Below are 23,680 nucleotides of genomic sequence, written 5' to 3' on the forward strand. Positions count from 1 at the left end.
AGCCACTGATGTCAGCCGACGTATGCCGTCTTGGCAACGCGCGACGGCCGGGACGGAGCTACTCGGGTGCGCTCACAGCCACCGGGTCCCTGAAGTTCTTGAACGTCACGACGTTGCGCGCCGAGTTGCCGGATATCTCTAGCCACTGCTCGAAGCGCACGACTCGGCCGGATTCGTTGACCCACACGTCGCAGGCGAACTCCTTGGTACCCGTGGCACGCATCCTGTCGTACAGCCGACGGTCCACCGTCCGGAGCTGGTCCTGGGTGAGGCTCCCGGAAAGCCGGTACGCCGGGACTCCGCCTGTCTCCTCTTGACCCTTTCGGGCCTTCGGCCCAAGGTCCAAGAGAAGCTGTGCGTAAGCACCGTAGTCAGCTATGCCCGCGCTTGAGGAGTCCAGTCCCGTACGCTGCCACTCCCCAACTGCTCCGTCGTCATCAAGTGTCCGCGTGTAGGTGGCGTCCTCTAGCAGGATCGTCTCCGTATTGAACGCTTGGTCCTCCGGGACACTGTCGGAGGTCGTCAAGGTCAGTTTGCCCGTAGGACCTGATCCGTTGAAGTTCATCCGACCGGCCATGACGACCGTCAGCGTGGAGCCTGAATAGGTCTCCGTCCTGATCTCAGCCGAGTAAGGCGCTGGATCGGCGTTCTTGAGCGCCATCTCGACTTCGAACGAACTATCGGGCCCCGGCGTGGCCGATGCTCCGCTCTTCGACGTCGGTGCGGATGCTTTCTCGGCCTCCCCGGCGCCACACCCGGTGATCAAAACGACGGCCGCGATACCGGCCGCCACGGTGGCCAAGTGGCGCATGACAGGGGACCTCCTGAGTGTGGCTGACAGACCGCTGAGTCTGTCATGGGCACAACCTGAAGCACTCCACCTTTCCTCAGCCCACCACCCTCCCCAGCTCCCATCCCGTCTGCCGTCGACCCACACACCGTGGAGCGGGCGTGGGCCGCATCCTCCCGGCCTGGGTGGACGAGTACGTCCAGCGCATCGCGGCGGACGCAGAGGAGTGGGCGGCAGAGCGGCAAGCGCGGCAACGGTGAGGGCTCGATCTACCCGTACAAGAACGGCTTCGCCGCCTACGCCTGGGTGACCACCCCGGAGGGCAACCGCAAGCGCAAGTACGTGTACGGCAAGACCCGCGAAGAGGTCCACGACAAGTGGATCAAGCTGCACGCAGAAGCGAAGCAAGGGCCGGTGGTCACGTCGTCGCCGACCTTGGCCCAGTACCTCACGCGGTGGCTCAAGGAGGTCGTGGGCCCCGACCTGAAGCCCAAGACGGCCGAGACGTACGCGATGCACGTTCGCCTCTACATCGTGCCGGGGCTGGGCTCGAGCGGCTCGACAAGCTCACCGTCCGGGACGTGCGGAGCTGGGTGAACACCCTGTTGGAACAGTGCCAGTGCTGCGCTCAGGGCCTGGACGCGAAGCGGGACACTCCTCGCTGCTGCGCTGCGGGAGACTGCTGCGAGCGGATACCCTCTCGCCGCACGGTTCAGGATGCCCGCGCGGTCCTGCGCTCGGCGCTGACCAACGCCATGACAGAGGAGCTGATCACGAAGAACGTGGTGGCCCTCGTCAAGGTGCGGTCGGCGCGGAAGACGAAGCGGCACCCGTGGTCCGTGGAAGAGGCTCGGAAGTTCCTCGAAGCGGCAAGCGCGGCCCATGACCCGCTGTACGCGGCCTACGTGCTCATCCTGGTCCTGGGCTTCCGACGCGGCGAGGTGCTCGGCCTCACCTGGGAGAACGTCAACCTGGATGCCGGTGAGATCACCGTGCAGATGCAGCTACAGCGCATCAACCGGCGCTTGGTGCACGACGAAACCAAGACCGAGGCGTCCACGGCCATGCTCCCGCTTCCGGGGATCTGCATCGCGGCTCTCCAGCGCAGGCAGAAGGAACGGGAGTTGGCCAAACAGGCGGCTGGCGAGCTGTGGTCTGACTCCGACTTCGTGTTCACGACCCGCTACGGGACGCCGATCGAACCCCGCAACCTCAACCGCCGGTTCGTCGACCGCTCGACCCGCGCCGACATCCGCCAGATCCGTCTGCACGACACCCGGCACACGTGCGGCTCGCTCCTCGCCGCCCTCGACGTACACCCCCGCGTCGCGATGCAGATCCTTCGGCACAGCAAGATCGCGGTCACGATGGAGGTCTACACGCACGTTCCGTCGGAAGCCACCCGCCGGGCACTCCGCAAGCTGGGCAAGCACCTTGGGAAACAAGATCCGGAGTAGTTGCTGTACTTCGCTGCTGTACGGCATGTCAAAGCCCCGGTCAGGAGAACCCGACCGGGGCTTTGAGCTGCGTGGACCTGTGGGGATTTGAACCCCAGACCCCCTCGATGCGAACGAGGTGCGCTACCAGACTGCGCCACAGGCCCTTGCAACGAGTGAAACTCTAGCATCCCGATCGCGGTGCTCGGAAATCCGTATCCGAGGCGCCGCCGGGCGGCCTGCGGCCGGCTCCTGGCTGGTCAGCGGAGTGGGAGATCCGGGACCGTGAGATCACTCGTTGGCCGCCCGGGGGCGGTCGCCGTCCTCGTACTGGTCGAAGAGCGGCGTACGCCCCCGCTCGCGGGAGCGGCGCGCGGACGCGGCCCGGCGGGCGTCGGAACGGCCGCCGTCGGGGGCGTCACCCGCGTCGCCCGCCCCGGCGTCCTCCGCCCCCTCATCGCCGCCACGCTCCCCCTCCGGCTCGTGCCCGGGGGCCTGCGCGGAGTGGGACGGGGCGCCCGGGGAGCCGTGCGGGTCGGCCGCGCTGGAGCGCGCGGAGCTCCAGGCGTCCGGGGCGCCGAGGTCCACGCCGGAGGTGGCCCGGGGGGCGACCGGCGCGGTGACGTAGGTGGGGAGCGGCACGGGGACCGGGTCCCAGCTGTCGCCCTGGCCGGGCCGCCGCTGGCGCTCCCGCTGCTGGTCGACCCACTCGGCGTGGTCGGTCTGTTCGACGAGCGCGCGGCGGTCGGCCGCGAGCGCGGTCAGCTCGGCCCGGTTCTCCTCGCTCTCGGGTCCGTCCTCCGGCTCGTCGGTGTCCACCGGGTCCGGCGCGGGGCGCCGCCGCTGGGGCTGCCGCTCCCGCAGTCGCTGTGCCGCGACCTCCGCCTGCCGCCGGTCCATCGTGTACGCGAACCGCTTCAGCTCCTGGCGGCGCAGATGCGCGATGTACACGCTCAGCAGCACCGCGGGGACGGCCGGCGCCCACAGGAAGGCGAGTCCGCCGACCGCCGCGACGACCGCGCCGAGGGTGAAGGCGAGGAAGAGCAACACCGTCGTACGCCGTCGGCGCGCGAGTACCTTCGAGCGCTGGGCACGCGCTTGTGCCTCCGCCGAGGTGCCCCGGCGTGCGCTCGCCGTCCGCTGGGCCGGACGCTGCTTGTCCGGACGCTGCTTGTCCGGACGCTTCGCGCGCTCGGGAGCGTGCGCGTGAGCCGCCCCCTGCTTCGCGGAGGGCGCGCCCGCCTGCTGGGCCTGCGGTGCCCCGCCCTGCGGGGGCGCCTGCCTCGACTGTGCGGGTGCGGGTGCGGGCGCCTGCGCGGCCGGGTTCCCCGGCTGCGGGGGCTGCTGTCCCTGCTGGGCCGACTCACCCCGCTCCACCGGCAGTTGGGCCTTCGTGTGCTCCCGGTGCGGGGGCATGGCGAAGGCCCGGACGTCCACCGAGTCGGTGACGCCGTCCGGTTCGGCGCTGGGCTCCCCCTCTTCGGTGGAGCGCGCCCGCAGGTCCTTGGCGTATCGGCGCTCCATCCCCGCCCGGCCGGAAAGCAGCCGGATGGCGGTGCTGAAGCGTTCCGTCGGACGGGCTTCGTTCAGCTCGTCCTGCCTACGGAGCCACATCGGCACCAAGTAGGCGGCCCAGGCCCCGACGATGACTGCGTAGATGAGGCCGCTGCTGCTCACGACTCACACGGTAGAGGGGTTTGCGTGAGGCCATCCGCCAATTGAGCCGGTGTGTCGCACGATCCGGCTGATATTTCGAGCTTTTTTTGTGACCGATCCGATCAGCGGGCCGCCGAGAGCGCGAAATTAACGTGCCGAGAACGTGCCGAGAACGTGCCGACTCGTTCAAGTCGATCGTCGACCGATCACCGTCCGGGGCATTTTTTCGAACACATATTTCATTTATGGGGGCGGCCCCGGCGTGCCCGCGTCGGAACCGGCGTTCCGCGCGTTCCGCGCCCGTTCACGCTGCCAGCGCCCGAGCAGTCCCTCGGGGACCTCCTCCGCGGTGAGCGCGAAGACGAGATGGTCACGCCAGGCCCCGTCGATGTGAAGATATCGTGGACGAAGACCTTCCTCACGGAATCCGAGTTTCTCCACCACCCGTCGGCTGGGCCGATTCTCGGGGCGAATGCAGACCTCGATGCGGTGCAGTCCAACGGTCCGGAAGCAGTGGTCGACGACGAGTGCCACCGCCGTCGGCATCACCCCGCGCCCGGCCACCGACTCGTCCACCCAGTAGCCGACGTGGCCGGAACACATGGAGCCCCAGGTGATCCCGGCGACCGTCAACTGGCCCACCAGCCGCCCCTGGTACTCGATCACGAACGGCAGCATCCGGCCGGCGTTGGCCTCCGCCCGCAGATGGCGGACCATCTGACGGTAGGTCGGCCGGTGGGCGATGGGTCCGCTGGGTGTGGGCGGCGGGATGGTCGCCTCCCAGGGCCGCAGCCAGTCCCGGTTGCGCCGGTTGACCTCGCGCCAGGCCCGCTGGTCACGCATCTTTATGGGCCGGAGGACGACCTCGCCGTCGACCAGCGCCACGGGCCAGGATGGAGTGTTCAGCTCGCACCCCCGTGGCCGGATCCCGGGTGGTCCCCGCCGCGGAGCTGGTCGACGGCGTGGGTGAGCAGGGGTTCCAGTACGGCCAGGCCGTCCCGGACGCCGCCGGTCGAGCCCGGCAGGTTGACGATCAGGGTCCGGCCCGCGACGCCGGCGAGGCCCCGGGAGAGCGCCGCCGTCGGCACCTTGTCCCGGCCGTACGCCCTGATGGCCTCGGGGATGCCGGGCACCTCGTGGTCGAGGACCGCGCGGGTGGCCTCGGGGGTGCGGTCGGTGGGGGAGATCCCGGTGCCGCCGGTCGTCACGATCACGTCGTAGCCGGCGTCGACGCCCGCTCGCAGCGCGGCCTCCACGGGGTCGCCGTCCGGCACGACCTGGGGGCCGTCGACGGTGAAGCCGAACGCCCGGAGTCCCTCGGCGATCAGGGGCCCGCCCCGGTCCTCGTAGACGCCGGCCGCGGCCCGGTTGGAGGCGGTCACGACCAGCGCGCGGTGCGGCGCGGTCCCGGTCTCCTCGGCGGGCGGCGTCATGTCCGGTTCCAGTCGCCCGACTTGCCGCCCGTCTTCTCCTCGACGCGGACGTCCGTGATGACCGCGCCCTTGTCGACCGCCTTGACCATGTCGATCACGGTGAGGGCGGCGACGGAGACCGCGGTGAGGGCCTCCATCTCGACGCCCGTACGGTCGGTGGTCTTCACGGTGGCGAGGATCTCCACGGCGTCGTCCGCGACCGACAGGTCCACCTTGACGCCCGACACCGCGAGCGGGTGGCAGAGCGGGATGAGGTCGGGGGTGCGTTTGGCGCCCATGATGCCGGCGATGCGCGCGGTGGCGAGGGCGTCCCCCTTGGGCACCCCCTCGCCGCGCAGCAGTTCGACCACTGCCGGCGAGACCAGGACCCGGCCGCTGGCGCGGGCGGTCCGCGCGGTCACGTCCTTCCCGGAGACGTCGACCATGCGGGCGGCACCCGCCTCGTCGATGTGGGTCAGTCGGTCCTGCGGCGTACTCATGGTGGTGTGACGCTCCCGGTCGGGGCCCGTCGCGGTGCGGCGCGCGGTCGGTTGTGCGCGACACGGTACGCCACCCCCGACGGTTCAGCCGAGCAGGACGACCTCGACCTCCGCGGCGGGCTCGACCGACTCGGTGTCCTCGGGGATCACGATCAGCGCGTCGGCGTGCGCGAGGGCCGCCACGAGGTGCGAGCCGGCACCGCCGACGGGCGTGACCTCGCCGTCGGCGTACGTCCCGCGCAGATACTGCCGGCGTCCCGCGGGCGAGGTCAGCGCCTTGGGGGCCCGGAGGGTGGCCGTGGTCGCCGGACGGTGGACGTCGGGCAGGCCCATCAGGGTGCGGATGGCGGGCCGGACGAAGATCTCGAAGGAGACGTACGACGACACCGGGTTGCCGGGCAGTGCGAGCAGCGGGGTGTGGTCGGGGCCGATGGTGCCGAAGCCCTGGGGTTTGCCGGGCTGCATGGCGAGCTTGCGGAAGTCGATGCCGGAGCCCTCCTCGTCCTCGTCGCCGACGGACTCCAGGGCCTCCTTGACGACGTCGTACGCGCCCACGCTGACCCCACCGGTGGTGACGACCAGGTCGGCGCGGACGAGCTGGTCCTCGATGGTGGAGCGGAGGGTCTCGGCGTCGTCGGCGACGGCGCCGACGCGGTAGGCGATCGCGCCCGCGTCCCGGGCGGCGGCGGTGAGGGCGAAGCTGTTGGAGTCGTGGATCTGGCCGGTGGCCGGGGTCTCGCCCGGCGGGACCAGTTCGCTGCCGGTGGAGAGCACGACCACGCGCGGGCGCGGGTGGACGCGGACCGAGGCGCACCCGATGGCGGCCAGCAGCCCGAGCTGCGGCGGGCCGAGGATCGTCCCCGCGGCCAGGGCGCGTTCGCCGGCCTTCACGTCACTGCCCTTCGCGCGTACGTGCGCGCGCGCCTCGGCGGGGCGGTGCACGGCGACCTGGCCGGTGGCGCCCTCGGGGTTCGCGCTGCGGGCACGCATCCCGGAGACGGGTCCCTCGCCGAGGCCGCCGTCGGTCCACTCCACCGGGACGACGGCCTCCGCGCCGGGCGGCAGCGGGGCGCCGGTCATGATGCGGGCGGCCTCGCCGGGCCCCACGTGGGGCGGTTCGGCCTGGCCCGCCGCGACGTCCCCGATCACCGTGAGCACGGCAGGGAACTCCTCGCTCGCGCCCGCGATGTCCGCGACCCGTACCGCGTACCCGTCCATCGAGCTGTTGTCGAACGGCGGCAGGGAGATCGGCACCGTGACGTCGTCGACCAGGACACAGCCCTGGGCGTCGAGGAGTTGCAGCTCGATGGGTTCCAGGGGGCGGACCGTGGCGAGGATGTCCTCCAGGTGCTCGGTCACCGACCAGAGGTGGTCCGGGTCGGTGGTGCGGGTCGCGGCGGTGCTCAATGTGGCTACATCTCCTCGGCTACGTAACTGCGAAGCCAGGTCCGGAAGTCCGGGCCCAGGTCCTCACGTTCGCATGCGAGTCTGACAATGGCACGCAGGTAGTCGCCACGGTCGCCGGTGTCATAGCGGCGGCCCTTGAAGACGACGCCGTGCACGGGGCCGCCGACCTTCTCGTCCGCGGCGAGCTGCTGGAGGGCGTCGGTGAGCTGGATCTCGCCGCCGCGGCCCGGCTCGGTGCGGCTCAGCACCTCGAAGATCTGCGGGGCGAGGACGTACCTGCCGATGATCGCGTAGTTGGACGGGGCGTCGGCTGCCTCCGGCTTCTCGACCATGCCCGTGACCTTGACGACGTCGCCGTCGTCGGTGGCCTCGACGGCCGCGCATCCGTAGAGGTGGATCTGTTCCGGTGCGACCTCCATGAGCGCGATGACGCTGCCGCCGCTGCGCTCCTGGACCTCGACCATGCGCTTCAGGAGCGGGTCGCGGGGGTCGATCAGGTCGTCGCCGAGGAGGACCGCGAAGGGTTCGTCGCCCACGTGCGGCGCGGCGCACAGGACGGCGTGACCGAGGCCCCTGGGGTCGCCCTGGCGGACGTAGTGCATGGTCGCGAGATCGCTGGACTCCTGGACCTTGGCGAGCCGGTGGGCGTCGCCCTTCTTCTGGAGGGCCGACTCCAGTTCGTAGTTGCGGTCGAAGTGGTCCTCAAGGGGGCGCTTGTTCCGGCCGGTGATCATCAGGACGTCGTCGAGACCCGCCGATGCGGCCTCCTCCACCACGTACTGGATCGCCGGCTTGTCGACCACCGGCAGCATCTCCTTGGGAGTCGCCTTGGTGGCCGGCAGGAACCGGGTTCCCAGACCCGCGGCGGGGATGACAGCCTTGCTGATCCTGGGGTTCGCCTCACTCATGGGCGGAACCATATCCGGTGCCTTTGTGTGGAATCTGTGGCTCCGATGAATTCGTTCTCATATGATCCGATTACGAAGAATACTGGAGCTACCTGTGAGCCGGATGGGACCTGAACCGGAGCTTTCCAAGCGAATGTTGCGACGAGAGCTCCTCCTGGTGAGGAACGGGTTGACGCCGGATGACGTCCGGGTCACGACGGGCGCCCTTGCGGAACGGGCCCTCGGCCTGCCCGAGCTGGCGCACGCGCGCACGGTCGCGGCGTACGTCGCCGTGGGGAGTGAACCGGGCACGCTCGCGCTCCTCGACGTGCTCCGCGCCCGGGGCGTGCGCGTCCTGCTGCCGGTCCTGCTCCCCGACAACGACCTCGACTGGGGCGTCTACGAGGGAGAGCCCTCCCTCGCGCGCGTGCGGCACGGGGGCGGGCGCATGGAACTCCTCGAACCCGCCGGCGAGCGCCTCGGGCCGGAGGCCGTGACCACCGCCGACGCCGTCCTGCTGCCGGGCCTGGCGGTCGACGCGCGCGGGATGCGGCTGGGGCGGGGCGGCGGCTCGTACGACCGCGTCCTGGCCCGGCTGGAACGCGCGGGAGCCGACCCGGCGCTGGTGGTGCTCCTGTACGACACCGAGGTCGTGGAGCGAGTGCCCGAGGAGCCGCACGACCGCCCGGTGCACGCGGTGGTGACCCCGGCAGGGGTACGACGGTTCCGGTGACCCGGACGCGAAAGCGGCCCCCCACGCGCGTGTGGGGGGCCGCTTTGCGGTGTTCAGGACGGCGTCAGGGTTTCAGCAGCAGCGTGTCGCTCGTGCCGCGCTCGACGGCCTTGTCCGAGAACGACCAGGTCAGCAGCTGACCCTTGACCCACTTGTCGGTCTGGTCGGTGTAGTGCGCGTTGTACGCGTGCCCGGAGGCGCCGGTGAGGTTGATCCACTTGGACTTGTCGAGGTCCCCGAGGTTCACCACCATGCGCATCGAGGGCACCCAGACCACCTCGTAGCCGCCCGCCGCGTTCCAGCCGGTGGCGTTGACCGTGGCCTCGCCGCCGCCGAGCTTCCAGGGGCCGCGGTTGAGCATGTACTTGAGGAAACCGGGGCCCGCGGTGCCGAGGGTCTGGTTCTTCAGGAACAGCCGGTGCAGCCGGCCCCAGCTCCAGGTGTCGATGTCCTTGCCGAGCTTGGCGGTCAGCTCCCAACGGGCGTCCCGCATGGCCCGGTTGAACAGCTCGTCACGGGTGTCGACGGCGTCCAGGGTGCGGGTCTTCGGCGTGGACCACCAGGCGTTGTCCTGGTCGTCGATGATCCGGCGGACCACCTCGAACCAGCGGTCGCCGCCGTCCGGCTGCGCCTGGTCGGCGTCCCGCCTGCCGCACTCGCGCACCCTGCGGTCCTCGTCGGCCGGCCCGGTGGCGTCGACCGGCTCCACCGACAGGCACTGGCCCTCCACGCGCAGTTCCTTGGGGAGCTTGTTGCCGAAGGCGAGCTTGAGGATGTTGCGCCAGACCGAGTTGAAGTACGCGGCGGCCGCCGAGTCGGCGTCCTGCGTGTAGTCCCAGCCCTCCAGGAGCTTCTGCGCCTCGCGGACGTGCGGGTCGTTCACGTCGATCTTGAGCAGCAGCGGCACCAGCAGCTTGGCGATCTCGCTGCTGTTGTCCATCTGCATCTGCCGCATGTCGTCTGTGGAGATCTTGCCGCCACCCTTGATCTTCGACTCGATGAGACTGGTGATCCGCTGCGCGCGCGTGCCGTAGCCCCAGTCGGCGGTGAGCGTGTACGGGTACTTCTTGTCGACGACGGCCTGGTTCGCGGTGACGATGTAGCCGCGCTTCGGGTCGAACTCCCAGGGCAGTTCGTCCTGGTCGATGTAGCCGGTCCAGCGGTACCTGGCGTCCCAGCCGGGCGCGGGGATCGAGCCGTCGCCCCTGCCCCGGGTGGGGATCTTGCCGGGCAGCTGGTAGCCGATGTGGCCCTCGGTGTCGGCGTAGATCAGGTTCTGCGAGGGGACGTCGAACAGGGTGGCGGCCTTGCGGAAGTCCTCCCAGCCCTTGGCCCTGTTCATGGCGAAGACGGCGTCCATGGAGGTGCCGGGGTCGAGCGCGGTCCAGCGCAGGGCGATGCCGTAGCCGTCGCCGCGGTCGGGGGCGTCCTGGTCCACCGTGGCCTTCTTGCCGACCTGGACCAGTTCGTTGCTGCGGTCCGAGAGCAGCGGGCTGCCGTCCTTGGTGAGCCGGACGACGATCTTCTTCGACTCGCCGCCGGCGACCTCGATGGTCTCCTCACGGGTGTCGAAGGGCAGGACCTTGCTGCCGTACTGGTAGCCGTCGCCGGTGAGCTTCTCCAGGTAGAGGTCGGTGACGTCGACGCCGGAGTTGGTCATGCCCCAGGCGATGTCCGCGTTGTGGCCGATGACCACGCCGGGCATGCCCGCGAAGGTGTAGCCGGAGACGTCGTACTGGCACTTGGCGGAGACCGCCTTGCAGTGCAGGCCCATCTGGTACCAGACCGAGGGCAGCGACGCCGACAGGTGCGGGTCGTTGGCGAGGAGCGGCTTGCCGGTGATGGTGTGGTCGCCGGAGACGACCCAGGAGTTGGATCCGATGCCGTTGCCGTTCACGCCGACGGCCTCGGGAAGGTCCTCCAGGACGTCGTAGAGGCCGCCCAGCTGGGTCTGGAGGGCTCCGGAGTCCGTGGACGTGCCGGCGGTGCCGGTGCCCGTTCCGGTGCCGCCGGTGCCCTGCGTGGAGTCTTGGGTGCCCTGGCCGGTGCCCGCACCCGTTCCGGTGCCGCCGGTGCCCTGCGTGGAGCCGTCGGCGTTCTGCGTGGAGCCCGACCCGTCCGACCAGGTCTTGGTCAGTTCGTCGTACTGACCCTCCCGCACGATCGTCCCGTTGCGGTCGTAGGGGTACTGCGGGTACAGGTCGGCGATCTGCTTCGGGCCGAGGCGGCTGGTCATCAGGGCGCGGTCGATCTCGTCCTGCATGTTGCCGCGCAGGTCCCAGGCCATCGCCTTCAGCCAGGCGACCGAGTCGACCGGGGTCCACTCCTCGGGCTTGTAGTCGTTCTCGAAGCCGAGGGCCGCGTACTCCACGGAGATGTCGGCGCCGTCCTTGCCCGCGAGATAGGCGTTGACCCCCTTGGCGTACGCGTCGAGGTACTTCCTCGTCTCGGCCGAGAGCGTCTTCTCGTACTCCTCCTCGGCGATGCGGTGCCAGCCGAGGGTGCGCAGGAACTCGTCGGTGTCGACCTGGCTCTCGCCGAACATCTCCGAGAGGCGGCCGGCCGTCATGTGGCGGCGCACGTCCATCTCGTAGAACCGGTCCTGCGCCTGGACGTAGCCCTGCGCCATGAACAGGTCCTCGTCGGAGGAGGCGTAGATCTGCGGGATTCCGTAGCCGTCACGCTTGACGTCGACCGGTCCCGACAGACCGTCCAGGGCTATCGAACCCTTGGTCTGGGGGAAGGAGGCGCGCACGGTGGAGACGGACCAGAACGCCCCGTAGCCGACGCCACCGATGATGGCCAGAACCAGGACGATCAGGAGAAGACGGACTTTGCGTCCCTTCTTCCTGCCGGACTTGCCGGACTGCTGGCCGGAGGAGGCGGGATTGTCGGTGGGCATCGCTGTCCTTGCTGTCCTAACACGAGCGGCAGGTCGGGCTGTGCTTTGTACTGAACGCTGGAGCAACCATAGGCGCAGGGCCCGGCACGACTTGACGCGGAGTCGGGAACTGGCGCGGACGGCTGTTCGATCTTGCCTTCGCGAGCGTCAAGAAATCGTCAAGAGTTAGGTAAGGTAACGAAGTACTTGCACTGACGTAACCGCAATCGCACGGTTTCCGTGATCGGCTCGGCACGCCCACACGCGCGCGTGCCCCGCATCCAGTGCTCGGCATCCCCATCCGGAACCACGTGCGGTTCGGCGAGAAAGGTACGGCCCTCTGACTGTCCACGACCTCAACCAGCTCCTGCTCGTCTGCTCGCTCGTCCTGTTGGTCGCGGTCGCCGCGGTCCGGATCTCGTCGCGCAGCGGGCTCCCCAGCCTGCTCGTCTACCTGGGCATCGGCATCGCCATGGGCCAGGACGGCATCGGCGACATCCACTTCGACAACGCCGAACTGACCCAGGTCATCGGCTACGCGGCCCTCGTCGTGATCCTCGCGGAGGGCGGCCTCGGCACGAAGTGGAAGGAGATCAAGCCCGCCCTGCCCGCAGCCGCCTCACTGGCGCTGGCCGGGGTCGCGGTGAGCGTCGGAGTCACGGCCGCGGGTGCGCACTATCTGATCGGACTGGAGTGGCGGCAGTCACTCATCATCGGCGCGGTCGTGTCCTCCACGGACGCGGCGGCCGTCTTCTCCGTGCTGCGCAAGATCCCCCTCCCCGCGCGCGTGACGGGCACCCTGGAGGCCGAGTCCGGCTTCAACGACGCCCCCGTCGTCATCCTCGTCGCCGCGCTCTCCATGGCCGGACCGGTCGAGCACTGGTACGTGCTCATCGGCGAGATAGCGCTGGAACTGGCGATCGGCGCCGCGATCGGCCTCGCCGTGGGCTGGCTGGGCTCCTGGGCCCTGCGGCACGTGGCGCTCCCCGCCTCCGGCCTCTACCCGATCGCCGTCATGGCGATCGCCGTCACCGCCTACGCGGCCGGCGCCATGGCCCACGGCAGCGGCTTCCTCGCCGTCTACCTGGCCTCCGTCGTCCTCGGCAACGCCAAGCTGCCGCACTGGCCGGCCACCCGCGGCTTCGCCGAGGGCGTCGGCTGGATCGCCCAGATCGGCATGTTCGTCCTGCTCGGCCTGCTCGTCACCCCGCACGAGATGGGCGACGACATCTGGCCCGCGCTCGTGATCGGCCTGGTGCTGACCATGGTGGCGCGACCGCTGAGCGTCGTCGTCGCGCTGACCCCGTTCCGGGTCCCGTGGCGCGAGCAGACCCTGCTGTCGTGGGCCGGCCTGCGCGGCGCGGTGCCCATCATCCTGGCGACGATCCCCATGGTGAGCGGGATCGAGGGCAGCCGCCGGATCTTCAACATCGTCTTCGTGCTGGTCGTGGTCTACACCCTCGTCCAGGGCCCGACACTGCCCTGGCTGGCCCGCAAGCTGCGGCTCGGCGGCTCCGGCGAGGAGGCCGCCGACCTCGGCATCGAGTCGGCGCCGCTGGAGCGGCTGCGCGGCCACCTGCTGTCCGTCGCCATCCCCGAGAAGTCCCGGATGCACGGCGTCGAGGTCAACGAGCTGCGGCTCCCCCCGGGCGCCGCCGTCACCCTCGTCGTACGCGACGGCACCTCCTTCGTGCCCCTGCCGACCACCGTCCTGCGCCGTGGCGACGAACTGCTCGTCGTCGCCACGGACCCGGTCCGCGACCAGGCCGAACACCGCCTCAGGGCCGTCGGCCAGGGCGGCAAGCTGGCCTACTGGCTGGGAACGGGGAACGGGGACGGCGACGCGAACGAGGGCGGAAGCGGGAGCGGGAAGGGTGGGGCGAGGCGCTGAGGGGAGGTTTCGCGCTGTTCACACCCTCTGGATTCGGGGGTGCGGCTACCCATGGTGCTCGTTTTCACAGGCGCCCCGGTCGATCGTCCCTGTACGATGAAGGCGCACTTGATCGGACCAACTCTGCCTGACGCAGAGCTGGCGCGACCGTATGGCGGCCGGGACACCCCTCGCAGTGGGCTCCGGCATCTACCGCAGTAGCGCAAGAGGACAGCTCTCGGCGCCCCCCGCACGGGCGCGCTACCAGGCGGCGGAAAGGCACGGCCGTGGCATCCACGGTCACCTCGAACACCTCTCGCACCTCGAAGGCGTCCCGCCCGGGATACGGGCAGCTGCTGCGCACCCCGCGCGCGTGGACGTTCCTCCTCCCCGGCTTCGCGGCCCGCCAGCCGTTCGCCATGCTGACCATCTCCATCGTGCTGCTGGTCCAGCACACCACCGGCTCGTACGGGGCGGCGGGCGCCGTGGCCGCCGCGACCGGTGTCTCCATGGCGCTGTTCGCCCCCTACAGCGGCCGCCTCGCCGACCGGCACGGGCAGCGGGCCGTCCTGATCCCCGGCGTCCTCGTCCACGGCGCCGCCGGCCTCACCCTGACGGCTCTGGCCCTGACGGGCGCCCCCCTGTGGGCGCTGTTCGCGGCCGCCGTGCCGACCGGCGCCTCGGTGCCGCAGGTCGGCCCCATGGTGCGGGCCCGCTGGGGCGTCAAGCTCCAGGACTCGCCCCTGACGAGCACCGCCGCCGCCTTCGAGTCCGTCACCGACGAGCTGACCTTCGTGCTCGGCCCGCTGCTCGCGACCGCGCTCTGCACCGCCGTGCACCCGGCCGCCGGTCTGCTCACCGAGGCCGGGCTCACCCTGGTCGGCGGTCTGCTGTTCGCCGCGCAGCGCGGCACCCAGCCCAAGGTCGTCCCCGTGGCGCACGCGCGCGTGGAGCGGGTCTCCGCCCTGTCCGTCCCCGGCGTGCGCGTCCTGATCGTCACCTTCCTGGGCATCGGTTCCGTCTTCGGCGGCATGCAGGTCTCGCTCGCCGCCTTCTCCGAGTCGATCGGCGAGCCCGGCCTGAACGGCGTCCTGTACGGCGTCTTCGCCGCCGGCAACATGCTCTCCGGCATCGTCTGCGGCGCGATCGCGTGGAAGGCGGCCCCGCAGCGGCGCCTGATCGTCGGCTACACGGCCCTCGCGCTGACCGCCTCCGCCCTGTGGACCGCCGACTCCGTGCTCGTCCTCGCCGCGCTCGGCCTGCTGGTCGGCATGTGCATCGCCCCTGCCCTGATCACCGGCTACACGCTGGTCGACTCCCTGGTCCCGTCCGGCGCCCGCACGGAAGCCTTCACCTGGCTCACCGGCGCGGTCGCGCTCGGCCAGGCGGCCGCCGTCACCGCCGCCGGACAGCTGGAGGACCGGCTGTGGACCGGCGCCGGATTCCTGGTGCCCGCGGCCGGTACGGCACTGGCCCTGACGACACTGTTCGCCCTGCGTACGAGGCTGGTGGGCACCCCCCGGAGCCGTACCGTCGCGCGTGTCGTCGGTCACCGAGTGCCGGTGACAGTGGACTGATCCCGGGGGAATAGGTCACTATGGACCGTCGTTAGCACTCATCGAGTGAGAGTGCCAGGAGGAAGAGCCAGTGCCGACGTACCAGTACCAGTGCACCGAATGCGGTGAGGGCCTCGAAGCGGTGCAGAAGTTCACCGACGACGCCCTGACCGAGTGCCCCGCCTGCAACGGCCGCCTCAAGAAGGTGTTCTCCGCGGTCGGCATCGTCTTCAAGGGCTCCGGTTTCTACCGGAACGACAGCCGCGGCTCCTCGTCGAGCAGCAGCCCCGCGACGTCGAAGTCGTCGGACACGAAGTCGTCCTCGGACGCCAAGTCCGCGTCGTCCTCGTCCTCGTCGGGTTCGTCGTCCTCGGACTCGAAGTCGTCGTCCGCGGGCTCTTCCTCCACCAGCAGCACCTCGGCGGCCTAGCAGCTCCGTCCGGGACCCCGCCGTCGCACGACGGCGGGGTCTTCGGCGTGTCCCGCCCCGGTTAGGGTGCGGGCATGGCGAACACGGAGCACGTGGCGAACGGAGCGGAGCCGGTGGGCGGGACGGGCACGGCGGACGACACTGTGGGGATGGGCTCGGCGGGGACCGCTCCGGCGGAGATCGGCGTCATCGGGGGGTCGGGTTTCTACTCCTTCCTCGACGACGTGACCGAGATACAGGTGGACACCCCCTACGGACCACCCAGCGACTCCCTCTTCCTCGGTGAGATCGCCGGGCGCCGGGTCGCCTTCCTGCCGCGCCACGGCCGTGGGCACCATCTGCCGCCGCACCGCATCAATTACCGGGCCAACCTGTGGGCGCTGCGTTCCGTGGGGGCGCGCCAGGTGCTCGGCCCGTGCGCGGTGGGCGGCTTGCGGCCGGAGTACGGACCGGGCACGCTCCTCGTCCCGGACCAGCTGGTGGACCGCACCAAGTCCCGCACCCAGACCTACTTCGACGGTCTTCCGCTGCCGGGCGGGTCTGTCCCGAACGTCGTCCATGTCTCGCTCGCCGACCCCTACTGCCCCGTGGGCCGCAAGGCCGCCCTCGAAGCGGCGCGCGGCCGGGACTGGGAGCCGGTGGACGGCGGCACCCTGGTGGTGGTCGAGGGCCCTCGTTTCTCCACCCGCGCCGAGTCCCTGTGGCACCAGGCCCAGGGCTGGTCCGTCGTCGGTATGACCGGCCATCCCGAGGCCGTGCTCGCCCGCGAACTGGAGCTCTGCTACTCCACCCTGACCCTGGTCACCGACCTCGACGCCGGCGCCGAGACCGGCGAGGGCGTCTCCCACGAGGAGGTCCTGCGGGTCTTCGCCGCGAACGTCGACCGGTTGCGGGGCGTCCTCTTCGACGCGGTCGCCGCCCTGCCGCCGAACGACAGCCGCGACTGCATGTGCGCGACGGCGCTGGGCGGGATGGATCCGGGGTTCGACCTGCCTTGACGCTGCCGTGACGGGGTTCGGGCTGGCCTGACGGGGTTCGGGCTGCCGTGACGGGGTTCGGACTGCCCTGACGGGGTTCGGGTTGCCCTGACGGGGTTCGGGTTGCCGTGGGTCGGGCGGAACTCCTCGTTCGGGTGGTGGGGTTTTCCACAGTCGGCCGGTGATCCACAGGTCTCGGCGGGCTTCGCCGCGAGACCTCATCGTGGGACCGCCAGCCGATCTCACACAGCAGGTGGTGGTCCCTATGTCCTGTCCCTCGCCCGAGCCGTCACCCCGGCCGACTCACGTGCACGCATCCCCGCCCTCGTCGACAGCCCCGTACGTACCCGGGCGGGTTCCCTCCTGGGCCGTCGGCCCACCGGGTGCCGACGCCCCTCCCACCTGCGAGGTTCCGCACTTCGCGCCGCTCAGGGTGCGCGGTGGGGCGCACCGGCTCCGTCGTCTCGCCCGCTGCCGACGACGGGCCCTGGCCGCGGGCCTGGCGGTGACCGCGGCGGCCCTGCTGGTGACGGGAGCGGGGGCCCGGGAGCCCGGACGGGTCAGGGGCCACCCCGTGTCCGGTCCGGTCCCCGAGCGCCCCGCCTCCTCGGAGACGGTGACCGCGCCGGTACGCATCGCCGACGGCGCGACGGTACGGCTGCTGCGCCCCGGCGACCGCGTCGACGTGATCGCGGCCGAGGAGTCGGCGACGGGCGCCGGTGCCGCACGGATCGTCGCCCGCGGCGCCCGTGTGTCCAAGGTGCCGGCCGCCGACGCCGCCGAGAGCGGAGCCCTGGTCGTCCTGACCGTGCCCCGCCGCACCGCGGCCCGGCTGGCGGGCGCGGGCGCCACATCCCGGTTGGCGGTGACGCTGTGGTGACGTCGGGGCCCACGATGATGGGACCCGACTGGACACAGGTGCCGGGCCCTGCCGTAGGTTGCGGAGTCATTTGTTCCACAATCAGCGCGGAAGGGCCTCGTGGTGAGCAAGCAGAAGGAGCCGGGCGTCTGGGAGGGCTTCAAGGCCTTCCTGATGCGGGGGAACGTCGTCGACCTGGCCGTCGCCGTGGTCATCGGCGCGGCCTTCACCAACATCGTCAACGCGGTGGTGAAGGGCGTCATCAGCCCGCTGGTGGGGGCGTTCGGCACGAAGAACCTCGACCAGTACCGGTCGTGCCTGAAGGGCCCCTGCACGGTGGCGGCGGACGGGACGGTCACCGACGGCGTCGCGATCCTCTGGGGCACGGTGCTGAACGCGACGCTCACGTTCCTCATCACCGCGGCCGTCGTCTACTTCCTGATGGTGCTTCCCATGGCCAAGTACCTGGCCCGTCAGGAGGCCCGCCGCAAGGCGAAGGAGGGCACGCACGAGGTCATCGAGGTGACCGAGCTGGAGGTCCTGAAGGAGATCCGCGACGCCCTGGTGGCCCAGCGCGGTTCGGGTCACGACCGCACCTAGCGGCGGCGTTCGCAGCGCTCGGCCGACGGTGTCAGAGGTGGTGGGGCGGCTTCTCGTCGAGGAAGCGCCTCAGGTCGGCCGCGCTGTCGCCGCCGTCACCTGGCCGCTCGCCCCACCCGTGGTCCGTGTCGTCGGACGACGGCCGGCTGAACGGGTCGTCGAAGACCAGCGCGGCCTTGGGGTCACGCGGTTCAGGGGCGGGAGCGGTACTCATGCCTCCAGAGTACGGCCCCGGCCCCGGCCGACGGCCGGCCGCGGCCCCCTCCCCCGGCCCGTCCACGCGTCCGCCCGGCCCGTCCACGCGCTCGCCGAGCCCGTCCCCGCGTCCGGCCAGCCCCTCCGCGCGTCCGCCGGGCACCTCCGCGCACTCCGTCGATCCCTCCGGGAACTTGTGCGCACCCGAGCGAGAATTCCGCCGGGCCATCTGGTGTGCTTGGCCGCATGACGTCCCGTTCCACGCCCTCGACCCCCTCGGCTCCGGAACCGGCCCCGGGCTCCGGCACGGCCTCGGCCGCGCCCCGGGCCTCGTCGTCGGCCTCGGCCGCCGCCCCTTCCGGCATCGGCCGGGCTCCGGTGCGCAGGCTGGTCGCACGGGGGCGAGGGGAGGAGCACCGGGTCGCCTCACCGCTGGAGCTCCTCTTCGACCTGTGCTTCGTGGTCGCCGTCGCCCAGGCGGGCGTCCAGCTGGTGCACTCCGTCGCGGAGGCGCACGCGGCCGAGGGCATCGCCAACTACGCGATGGTGTTCTTCGCGATCTGGTGGGCCTGGATGAACTTCACCTGGTTCGCCTCGGCGTACGACAACGACGACGTGCCGTACCGGCTGGTGACCCTCGTCCAGATCGCCGGTGTGCTGGTGCTCGCCGCCGGGGTCACCCGGGCCTTCGAGGACCACGACTGGCTGCTGGTCGTGCTCGGTTACGTGATCATGCGACTGGCGATGACCGCGCAGTGGCTGCGGGCCGCGCGGACCGCGACGGGCCCCGAGCGCACCACGGCCCTGCGGTACGCGGGCGGTGTGGCGCTCTGCCAGATCGGCTGGCTGGGGCTGCTGGTCCTGCCGGAGCCGGCCAGACCGTGGCTGTTCCTGGTGATGGCGATCGCGGAACTGTGCGTCCCGGTGTTCGCGGAGAAGGGCTTCCAGACGTCCTGGCATCCGCACCACATCGCCGAGCGGTACGGCCTGTTCACCATCATCGTGCTCGGCGAGACGATCCTGGCGGCGACGGTCGCCGTGAAGTCGGCGGTGGACGACGAGGACGCGCTGGGCGAGCTCCTGCCGATCGCGGCGGGCGGACTGCTGATCGTGTTCTCGGCGTGGTGGGTCTACTTCACCGTTCCCATCCACGGCCATCTGCGCTCCGGCAAGGAGAGCTTCCTGTGGGGCTACGGCCACTACCTGATCTTCGCCTCGGCGGCCGCGATCGGTGCCGGGCTGGAGGTCGCGGTGGAGCAGGCGGTGGGCAAGGCGCACATCTCCACACTGGCCGCGTCCGCCGCGGTGACCCTGCCGACGGCGCTGTATCTCCTCTCCGTGTGGGCGCTGCACGCCCGCCACTACAAGGTGGGCACGACCCGGCAGGCCGTTCTGCCGCTCTCCGCGCTGGCCGTGGTCGGGTGCACGTTCCTGGGGCACTGGGCGGTCCCGGCCGCCGGCCTCGTGGCCGCCGCGACGGTCGCGGTCGGAGTCGCGCTCTCCGCCAGGGACCACCGCGCCGAGGAGACCCTTCAGGCCCCCGGGACGGACCCGGCCCACCGCACCGGTGACGCTCATGGCAGTTGACGCGCTCACCGACGTAGCCGGCCTGCGGGTCGGTCACGCCACCCGGATCGGCGAGGGCTGGCTGACCGGGACCACGGTCGTGCTGGCCCCGGTGGGCGGCGCGGTCGCGGCCGTGGACGTGCGCGGGGGCGGGCCCGGCACCAAGGAGACGGACGCGCTCGACCCGCGCAACCTGGTGCAGAAGGTCGAGGCGTTGGTGCTGACCGGCGGCAGCGCGTACGGGCTGGACTCGGCGTCGGGCGTGATGGCCTGGCTGGAGGAGCGGGGGCGGGGCGTGCGGGTCGGCCGCGACCCGGCGCACGTGGTGCCGGTGGTGCCGGCCGCCTGTGTCTTCGACCTGGGGCGGGGCGGGGACTTCGGGGCCAGACCGGATGCCGCGCTCGGCCGGGCCGCGGTCGAGGCGGCCGACGCGAGCGGGCCGGGCGCCCCGGTGGCGGAGGGGTGCGTGGGTGCCGGGACGGGAGCGACGGCCGGGCTGCTCAAGGGCGGCATCGGCACCGCGAGCACCGTGCTGGACTCGGGCATCACCGTGGCCGCGCTGGTGGTGGCCAACGCGGCGGGCTCGGTGACGGACCCGGAGACGGGGGTGCTCTACGGGGAACTGTTCCAGGGACGTACGGCGTATCCGGCGCCGGAGGTCCATGAGAGCGCGCGGCGCCGGCTCGCGGAGGCGTCCGCGCAGAGTCCCCCTCCCCCGATGAACACCACGCTGGCCGTGGTCGCCACCGACGCCGACCTGACCCGCGCCCAGGCCCAGAAGCTGGCCGGCACGGCCCACGACGGCATCGCCCGCGCCGTGCGTCCCGTGCATCTGCTCAACGACGGGGACACGGTGTTCACCCTGGCGACGGGCGCCCGGCCGCTGTCGCCGCAGGCCGGCCCCCTCGCCCTCAACGCCCTCCTCGCGGCGGGGGCCGACCTGGTGACGCGGGCGATCGTACGGGCGGTACGGGCCGCCGAGTCGGTGGACGGGCCGGGGGGCGCGTGGCCGTCGTACGGGGAGCTGTACGGAAACAACGGGGAGGAGTGAGGGGGAGGCGAGACGGGGGGCGAGGGAGATGAGCGGTGGGGAGGGTGGGGGGAGGGAGGGGGCGAGGGGGACCAAGGGGGTCAAAAGGGTCTGAGGGGTCGGTAGTTCCAGCGTTCAGCGGGTGCCGCCGGGGGCGATTGTCCCGGTTCTGTCACGTGATGCCGTCAGGCGGGAGTCAGCGGGAACCCGCCCGGCCGCCGCTCGCTCTCTCTCCACGTAACGGAGCGGAGCACGTAGATCACGCGGATCACGCGGACGCGAAGAAGCTGGAGCAGATCGTGACAAGGCCGAAGATTGCTGTACGGCGGGCACTGGGGACCTGTGCCGTGCTGGTGGTCGGTGCGCTGACCCTCACCGGTTGCGGCGGGGACGCCCAGGCCGACAACAAGAGTGGCGGCAAGGGGACTTCGGCCGAGGACGCGGTGGCGCGGATCACGATCTCGGCGAAGGACGGGTCGACGGGCGCGTCCATCAACGCGACCGGGGTGAAGGTCAGCGGCGGCAAGCTGACCCAGGTGAAGATGACCGCCGTCGAGGGCGGCGCCGCCGTGGCGGGCGAGATAGCGGCGGACGGGCGGTCCTGGAAGCCGAAGGAGCAGTTGGAGCGCGGCACGAAGTACCGGATCTCCGCCACCGCGAAGAGCGCCACCGGGAAGACGGCGGCGGCCAACTCCATCTTCACGACCGTGTCGACGGCCAACAGCTTCATCGGGACGTACACCCCGGACAACGGCACCACGGTCGGGGTCGGGATGCCGGTGTCGTTCACCTTCGACAAGGCCATCACGGACAAGAAGGCCGTGCAGTCGCACATCAAGGTGACGTCGAGCAGCGGGCAGGAGGTGGTCGGGCACTGGTTCGGGGCGCAGCGTCTGGACTTCCGGCCCGAGGAGTACTGGAAGGCCGGTTCCAAGGTCACGATGAAGCTGGACCTGGACGGCGTGGAGGGCGCGAACGGCCTCTACGGCGTGCAGGACAAGACGGTCACCTTCACGGTCGGGCGCGCACAGGTCTCCACGGTGGACGTGAACACGCAGACGATGACGGTCGAGCGGGACGGGAAGACGCTGAAGACCGTGCCGATCTCGGCGGGCGCCGCCGCGAACCCGACGTACAACGGCCAGATGGTGATCTCGGAGAAGTTCCGGCAGACGCGGATGAACGGGTCGACGGTGGGCTTCGGCGGTGAGTACGACATCGCGGACGTGCCGAACGCGATGCGGCTGACCACGTCGGGCACCTTCGTCCACGGCAACTACTGGTACAACCGGGGCAACCCGCCCTTCGGGCGCGAGGGCACCAGCCACGGCTGCATCGGCCTCGCGGACGCCCAGGGCGCGAACGCCGACACGCTCGGCAAGTGGTTCTTCGACAACTCCCTGGTCGGTGACGTGGTGATCGTGAAGAACTCCCCGGACAGGACGGTCGCGCCGGACAACGGCCTCAACGGCTGGAACATGCCGTGGAGCGAGTGGACGGCCGGAGACGGTATCTGACCACTCTGCTCAGCTGGTTCGTGGGGCCGCGCGGGAACAGACCGCGCGGCTCCGTCGTTCAACGGGCGTACGTTTTCTCGGTTCCCGGACATGATGTCCGACCGAGGGGCTACGGTATGCACCCACAAGGTGACATGCAGCAACGCCGGGAGAAACCTTGAGCGTTCCGTACGAGACGGCAGCGTACGAACCACCCGAGTCGCCCGAGTCTCCTGAGGAGCACCTCGCGCGGCTCCTCGGCCGCGCCCTGAACTCCTTCGAGCTGCCCGACGAGACGATCCGGCAGCTGGACTGTGCCCTCGCCCACGACAGCTCGCTGCACTCCGCGCACTACAGTTCGGGGCTGCACCGGACGACGTACCGGCACACCTGGCTGCTGGCCGACGGCTCCGCCGTCACTCTGTGGGAACTGGTGCACAACACGGCGCTCGGCAGTGACATCCAGCACGAGGTGTACACGGACGAGGAGGAGCTGCGGGCCGCCACCGCGCGCCTGCCGCTGCCGCCGGACGCCGCCGACTTCGAACTGCCCGCCGTCGTGGAGCTGGCGGCGTTCCCCGAGCCCCGCCACGAGTACGTGCCGGACGACTCGGCGGACCACGCCCGTCGCCTGCTGCGGCGCGCGGAGAACCCGGATCCGCCCGGGGACGAGATCGCCACGCTGTTGCTGCGCACCGCGTTCGCGCACGAGATCACCCAGGCCTTCGGCCGCCCGCACCGCCCCGCGCGGCACGGCCGGCCCGGCTTCAGCTTCTCGCTCTACGAGCACGCGTTCCTGCTCACGGACGGGCAGGAGATCTCCCTGTGGGAGGTCGAGCACACGGCCACGGCGGACGGACGCCATATGTGCGAGGTGTACGCGACGGAGGACGCGGCCCGGGACGCGATGGAACGGCGGGCGGGGACGCTCGGCTAGACGCCACCGCCGCTCGGACGGCGTAGGGGCGCCCGAGCGGCGGTGAAAGGCCCGGGCGGCGGCGAAAGGCCCCGGCGGCAGTGAAAGGCCCGGTCGGTGACGGCTCAGGCGAGGCGGTCGTCGCTGAACTGGCGGGCCAGGAACGCGAAGGCGTCCTGCTCCGCCGGGGTCAGCTCCACGTGCTCCACGTACGGGCCCCTGCGGCGCTGGTGCGGCAGGCCCCACCCGCGCTGCCCGCGCCGGCCGTTCAGGGTGGCGAAGCGGCCTCGGTGGACCTGGTGGTCCCGGTTCAGTACGCGGACCAGCAGGGCGACCCAGATGACCGACGCGAGGGCGAGGGCGGCCAGGCCCAACGGCTGGAGGATCGACACGTGCTCAGGCATGCCGTCCAGTAGACACCACAGGATGGGACTTCGGGCCCGGACCGTGACGTATCTCGCAGGTGTGGCGTACACATCATAC

Annotated in this window: 21 protein-coding genes, 1 tRNA gene and 1 pseudogene; 12 read left to right on the forward strand and 11 right to left on the reverse strand. The window is 71.0% G+C overall.

From position 1 onward, the window contains the following. Positions 1-58: 58 nt before the first annotated feature. On the reverse strand, positions 59-811 hold the full coding sequence (locus ACZ6BB_RS24940) for an SCO4651 family lipoprotein (protein ID WP_471617391.1): 753 nt from the start codon (positions 809-811) through the stop codon (positions 59-61). A gap of 246 nt (positions 812-1,057) precedes the next feature. On the opposite strand from ACZ6BB_RS24940, the pseudogene ACZ6BB_RS24945 reads away from it, so the two are divergent. Then, positions 1,058-2,247: pseudogene (locus tag ACZ6BB_RS24945) on the forward strand (site-specific integrase). Positions 2,248-2,319: 72 nt separating this feature from the next. Here ACZ6BB_RS24945 and ACZ6BB_RS24950 read toward each other — a convergent pair. The 7 genes from ACZ6BB_RS24950 to galU all read right to left on the reverse strand — a co-directional run bounded on the left by ACZ6BB_RS24950 (position 2,320) and on the right by galU (position 8,109). Next, positions 2,320-2,393 (reverse strand) — tRNA-Ala (locus tag ACZ6BB_RS24950). Positions 2,394-2,517: 124 nt separating this feature from the next. Beyond that, a complete protein-coding gene (sepX, locus tag ACZ6BB_RS24955; RefSeq protein WP_471617392.1) occupies positions 2,518-3,903 on the reverse strand; it encodes a divisome protein SepX/GlpR in 1,386 nt (461 codons plus the stop codon). Between the two features lie 222 nt (positions 3,904-4,125). Next, positions 4,126-4,767, reverse strand: coding sequence for a GNAT family N-acetyltransferase (locus tag ACZ6BB_RS24960; protein WP_471617393.1), 642 nt, complete (start codon positions 4,765-4,767; stop codon positions 4,126-4,128). A 17-nt stretch (positions 4,768-4,784) separates the two neighbouring features. Then, on the reverse strand, positions 4,785-5,315 hold the full coding sequence (locus tag ACZ6BB_RS24965) for a MogA/MoaB family molybdenum cofactor biosynthesis protein (protein ID WP_471617394.1): 531 nt from the start codon (positions 5,313-5,315) through the stop codon (positions 4,785-4,787). Further along, complete coding sequence (gene moaC / locus ACZ6BB_RS24970; protein WP_471617395.1) at positions 5,312-5,794, reverse strand: cyclic pyranopterin monophosphate synthase MoaC; 483 nt, start codon at positions 5,792-5,794, stop codon at positions 5,312-5,314. Before moaC ends, ACZ6BB_RS24965 begins: the two co-directional genes overlap by 4 nt. 84 nt (positions 5,795-5,878) lie before the next feature. Then, entirely contained in the window at positions 5,879-7,201 is a 1,323-nt protein-coding gene (glp, locus tag ACZ6BB_RS24975; RefSeq protein ID WP_471617396.1) for a molybdotransferase-like divisome protein Glp, read from the reverse strand. 5 nt (positions 7,202-7,206) lie between these two features. Next, positions 7,207-8,109 (reverse strand): UTP--glucose-1-phosphate uridylyltransferase GalU, encoded by a 903-nt coding sequence (galU, locus tag ACZ6BB_RS24980; protein WP_471617397.1) that lies wholly within the window; start codon positions 8,107-8,109, stop codon positions 7,207-7,209. A gap of 103 nt (positions 8,110-8,212) precedes the next feature. On the opposite strand from galU, the gene ACZ6BB_RS24985 reads away from it, so the two are divergent. Beyond that, positions 8,213-8,821 carry a 5-formyltetrahydrofolate cyclo-ligase gene (locus tag ACZ6BB_RS24985; protein ID WP_471617398.1) on the forward strand — a complete coding sequence of 203 codons (609 nt, stop codon included), beginning with the start codon at positions 8,213-8,215 and terminating at the stop codon, positions 8,819-8,821. A 64-nt stretch (positions 8,822-8,885) separates the two neighbouring features. Here ACZ6BB_RS24985 and ACZ6BB_RS24990 read toward each other — a convergent pair whose 3' ends face one another. Next, positions 8,886-11,723, reverse strand: coding sequence for a penicillin acylase family protein (locus ACZ6BB_RS24990; RefSeq protein WP_471617399.1), 2,838 nt, complete (start codon positions 11,721-11,723; stop codon positions 8,886-8,888). Positions 11,724-12,042: 319 nt separating this feature from the next. Here ACZ6BB_RS24990 and ACZ6BB_RS24995 point away from each other — a divergent pair, with 319 nt between their 5' ends. From ACZ6BB_RS24995 to mscL, 6 genes are all read left to right on the forward strand, one after another. Continuing rightward, positions 12,043-13,593, forward strand: a complete 1,551-nt coding sequence (locus ACZ6BB_RS24995; RefSeq protein WP_471617622.1) for a potassium/proton antiporter — start codon at positions 12,043-12,045, stop codon at positions 13,591-13,593. Positions 13,594-13,859: 266 nt separating this feature from the next. After that, positions 13,860-15,149 carry an MFS transporter gene (locus tag ACZ6BB_RS25000; protein ID WP_471617400.1) on the forward strand — a complete coding sequence of 430 codons (1,290 nt, stop codon included), beginning with the start codon at positions 13,860-13,862 and terminating at the stop codon, positions 15,147-15,149. 70 nt (positions 15,150-15,219) lie between these two features. Further along, positions 15,220-15,558 (forward strand): FmdB family zinc ribbon protein, encoded by a 339-nt coding sequence (locus ACZ6BB_RS25005; RefSeq protein ID WP_471617401.1) that lies wholly within the window; start codon positions 15,220-15,222, stop codon positions 15,556-15,558. A gap of 149 nt (positions 15,559-15,707) precedes the next feature. Continuing rightward, positions 15,708-16,556, forward strand: a complete 849-nt coding sequence (locus tag ACZ6BB_RS25010) for an S-methyl-5'-thioadenosine phosphorylase (RefSeq protein ID WP_471617623.1) — start codon at positions 15,708-15,710, stop codon at positions 16,554-16,556. Between the two features lie 244 nt (positions 16,557-16,800). Further along, on the forward strand, positions 16,801-17,415 hold the full coding sequence (locus ACZ6BB_RS25015) for a hypothetical protein (protein ID WP_471617402.1): 615 nt from the start codon (positions 16,801-16,803) through the stop codon (positions 17,413-17,415). 102 nt (positions 17,416-17,517) lie between these two features. Then, complete coding sequence (gene mscL / locus ACZ6BB_RS25020; protein ID WP_471617403.1) at positions 17,518-17,994, forward strand: large conductance mechanosensitive channel protein MscL; 477 nt, start codon at positions 17,518-17,520, stop codon at positions 17,992-17,994. A gap of 31 nt (positions 17,995-18,025) precedes the next feature. Here mscL and ACZ6BB_RS25025 read toward each other — a convergent pair whose 3' ends face one another. Next, positions 18,026-18,208 (reverse strand): hypothetical protein, encoded by a 183-nt coding sequence (locus ACZ6BB_RS25025; RefSeq protein WP_471617404.1) that lies wholly within the window; start codon positions 18,206-18,208, stop codon positions 18,026-18,028. 227 nt (positions 18,209-18,435) lie between these two features. Between ACZ6BB_RS25025 and ACZ6BB_RS25030 the strand changes: the two genes are divergently transcribed. The 4 genes from ACZ6BB_RS25030 (at position 18,436) to ACZ6BB_RS25045 (ending at position 23,218) form a co-directional block, all read left to right on the forward strand. Further along, positions 18,436-19,776, forward strand: a complete 1,341-nt coding sequence (locus tag ACZ6BB_RS25030) for a low temperature requirement protein A (protein WP_471617405.1) — start codon at positions 18,436-18,438, stop codon at positions 19,774-19,776. Then, positions 19,766-20,806, forward strand: coding sequence for a P1 family peptidase (locus ACZ6BB_RS25035; RefSeq protein WP_471617406.1), 1,041 nt, complete (start codon positions 19,766-19,768; stop codon positions 20,804-20,806). Before ACZ6BB_RS25030 ends, ACZ6BB_RS25035 begins: the two co-directional genes overlap by 11 nt. A gap of 278 nt (positions 20,807-21,084) precedes the next feature. Further along, on the forward strand, positions 21,085-22,302 hold the full coding sequence (locus ACZ6BB_RS25040) for a L,D-transpeptidase (protein WP_471617407.1): 1,218 nt from the start codon (positions 21,085-21,087) through the stop codon (positions 22,300-22,302). A 157-nt stretch (positions 22,303-22,459) separates the two neighbouring features. Continuing rightward, the gene (locus tag ACZ6BB_RS25045) at positions 22,460-23,218 is read left to right on the forward strand and encodes a DUF6227 family protein (protein ID WP_471617408.1); all 759 of its coding nucleotides are present in this window, start codon (positions 22,460-22,462) and stop codon (positions 23,216-23,218) included. 104 nt (positions 23,219-23,322) lie between these two features. Here ACZ6BB_RS25045 and ACZ6BB_RS25050 read toward each other — a convergent pair whose 3' ends face one another. Next, positions 23,323-23,601 (reverse strand): hypothetical protein, encoded by a 279-nt coding sequence (locus ACZ6BB_RS25050; RefSeq protein WP_471617409.1) that lies wholly within the window; start codon positions 23,599-23,601, stop codon positions 23,323-23,325. Positions 23,602-23,680: the final 79 nt, after the last annotated feature.

The sequence above is a fragment of the Streptomyces sp. NPDC041108 genome (assembly GCF_055592645.1).

Coding starts and splice junctions, on each gene's coding strand:
- ACZ6BB_RS24940 (WP_471617391.1), bottom strand. CDS start 811: ATGCGCCACTTGGCCACCGTGGCGGCCGGTATCGCGGCCGTCGTTTTG.
- ACZ6BB_RS24965 (WP_471617394.1), bottom strand. CDS start 5,315: ATGACGCCGCCCGCCGAGGAGACCGGGACCGCGCCGCACCGCGCGCTG.
- moaC (WP_471617395.1), bottom strand. CDS start 5,794: ATGAGTACGCCGCAGGACCGACTGACCCACATCGACGAGGCGGGTGCC.
- galU (WP_471617397.1), bottom strand. CDS start 8,109: ATGAGTGAGGCGAACCCCAGGATCAGCAAGGCTGTCATCCCCGCCGCG.
- ACZ6BB_RS24985 (WP_471617398.1), top strand. CDS start 8,213: ATGGGACCTGAACCGGAGCTTTCCAAGCGAATGTTGCGACGAGAGCTC.
- ACZ6BB_RS24990 (WP_471617399.1), bottom strand. CDS start 11,723: ATGCCCACCGACAATCCCGCCTCCTCCGGCCAGCAGTCCGGCAAGTCC.
- ACZ6BB_RS25010 (WP_471617623.1), top strand. CDS start 15,708: ATGGGCTCGGCGGGGACCGCTCCGGCGGAGATCGGCGTCATCGGGGGG.
- ACZ6BB_RS25015 (WP_471617402.1), top strand. CDS start 16,801: ATGTCCTGTCCCTCGCCCGAGCCGTCACCCCGGCCGACTCACGTGCAC.
- ACZ6BB_RS25025 (WP_471617404.1), bottom strand. CDS start 18,208: ATGAGTACCGCTCCCGCCCCTGAACCGCGTGACCCCAAGGCCGCGCTG.
- ACZ6BB_RS25030 (WP_471617405.1), top strand. CDS start 18,436: ATGACGTCCCGTTCCACGCCCTCGACCCCCTCGGCTCCGGAACCGGCC.
- ACZ6BB_RS25035 (WP_471617406.1), top strand. CDS start 19,766: ATGGCAGTTGACGCGCTCACCGACGTAGCCGGCCTGCGGGTCGGTCAC.
- ACZ6BB_RS25050 (WP_471617409.1), bottom strand. CDS start 23,601: ATGCCTGAGCACGTGTCGATCCTCCAGCCGTTGGGCCTGGCCGCCCTC.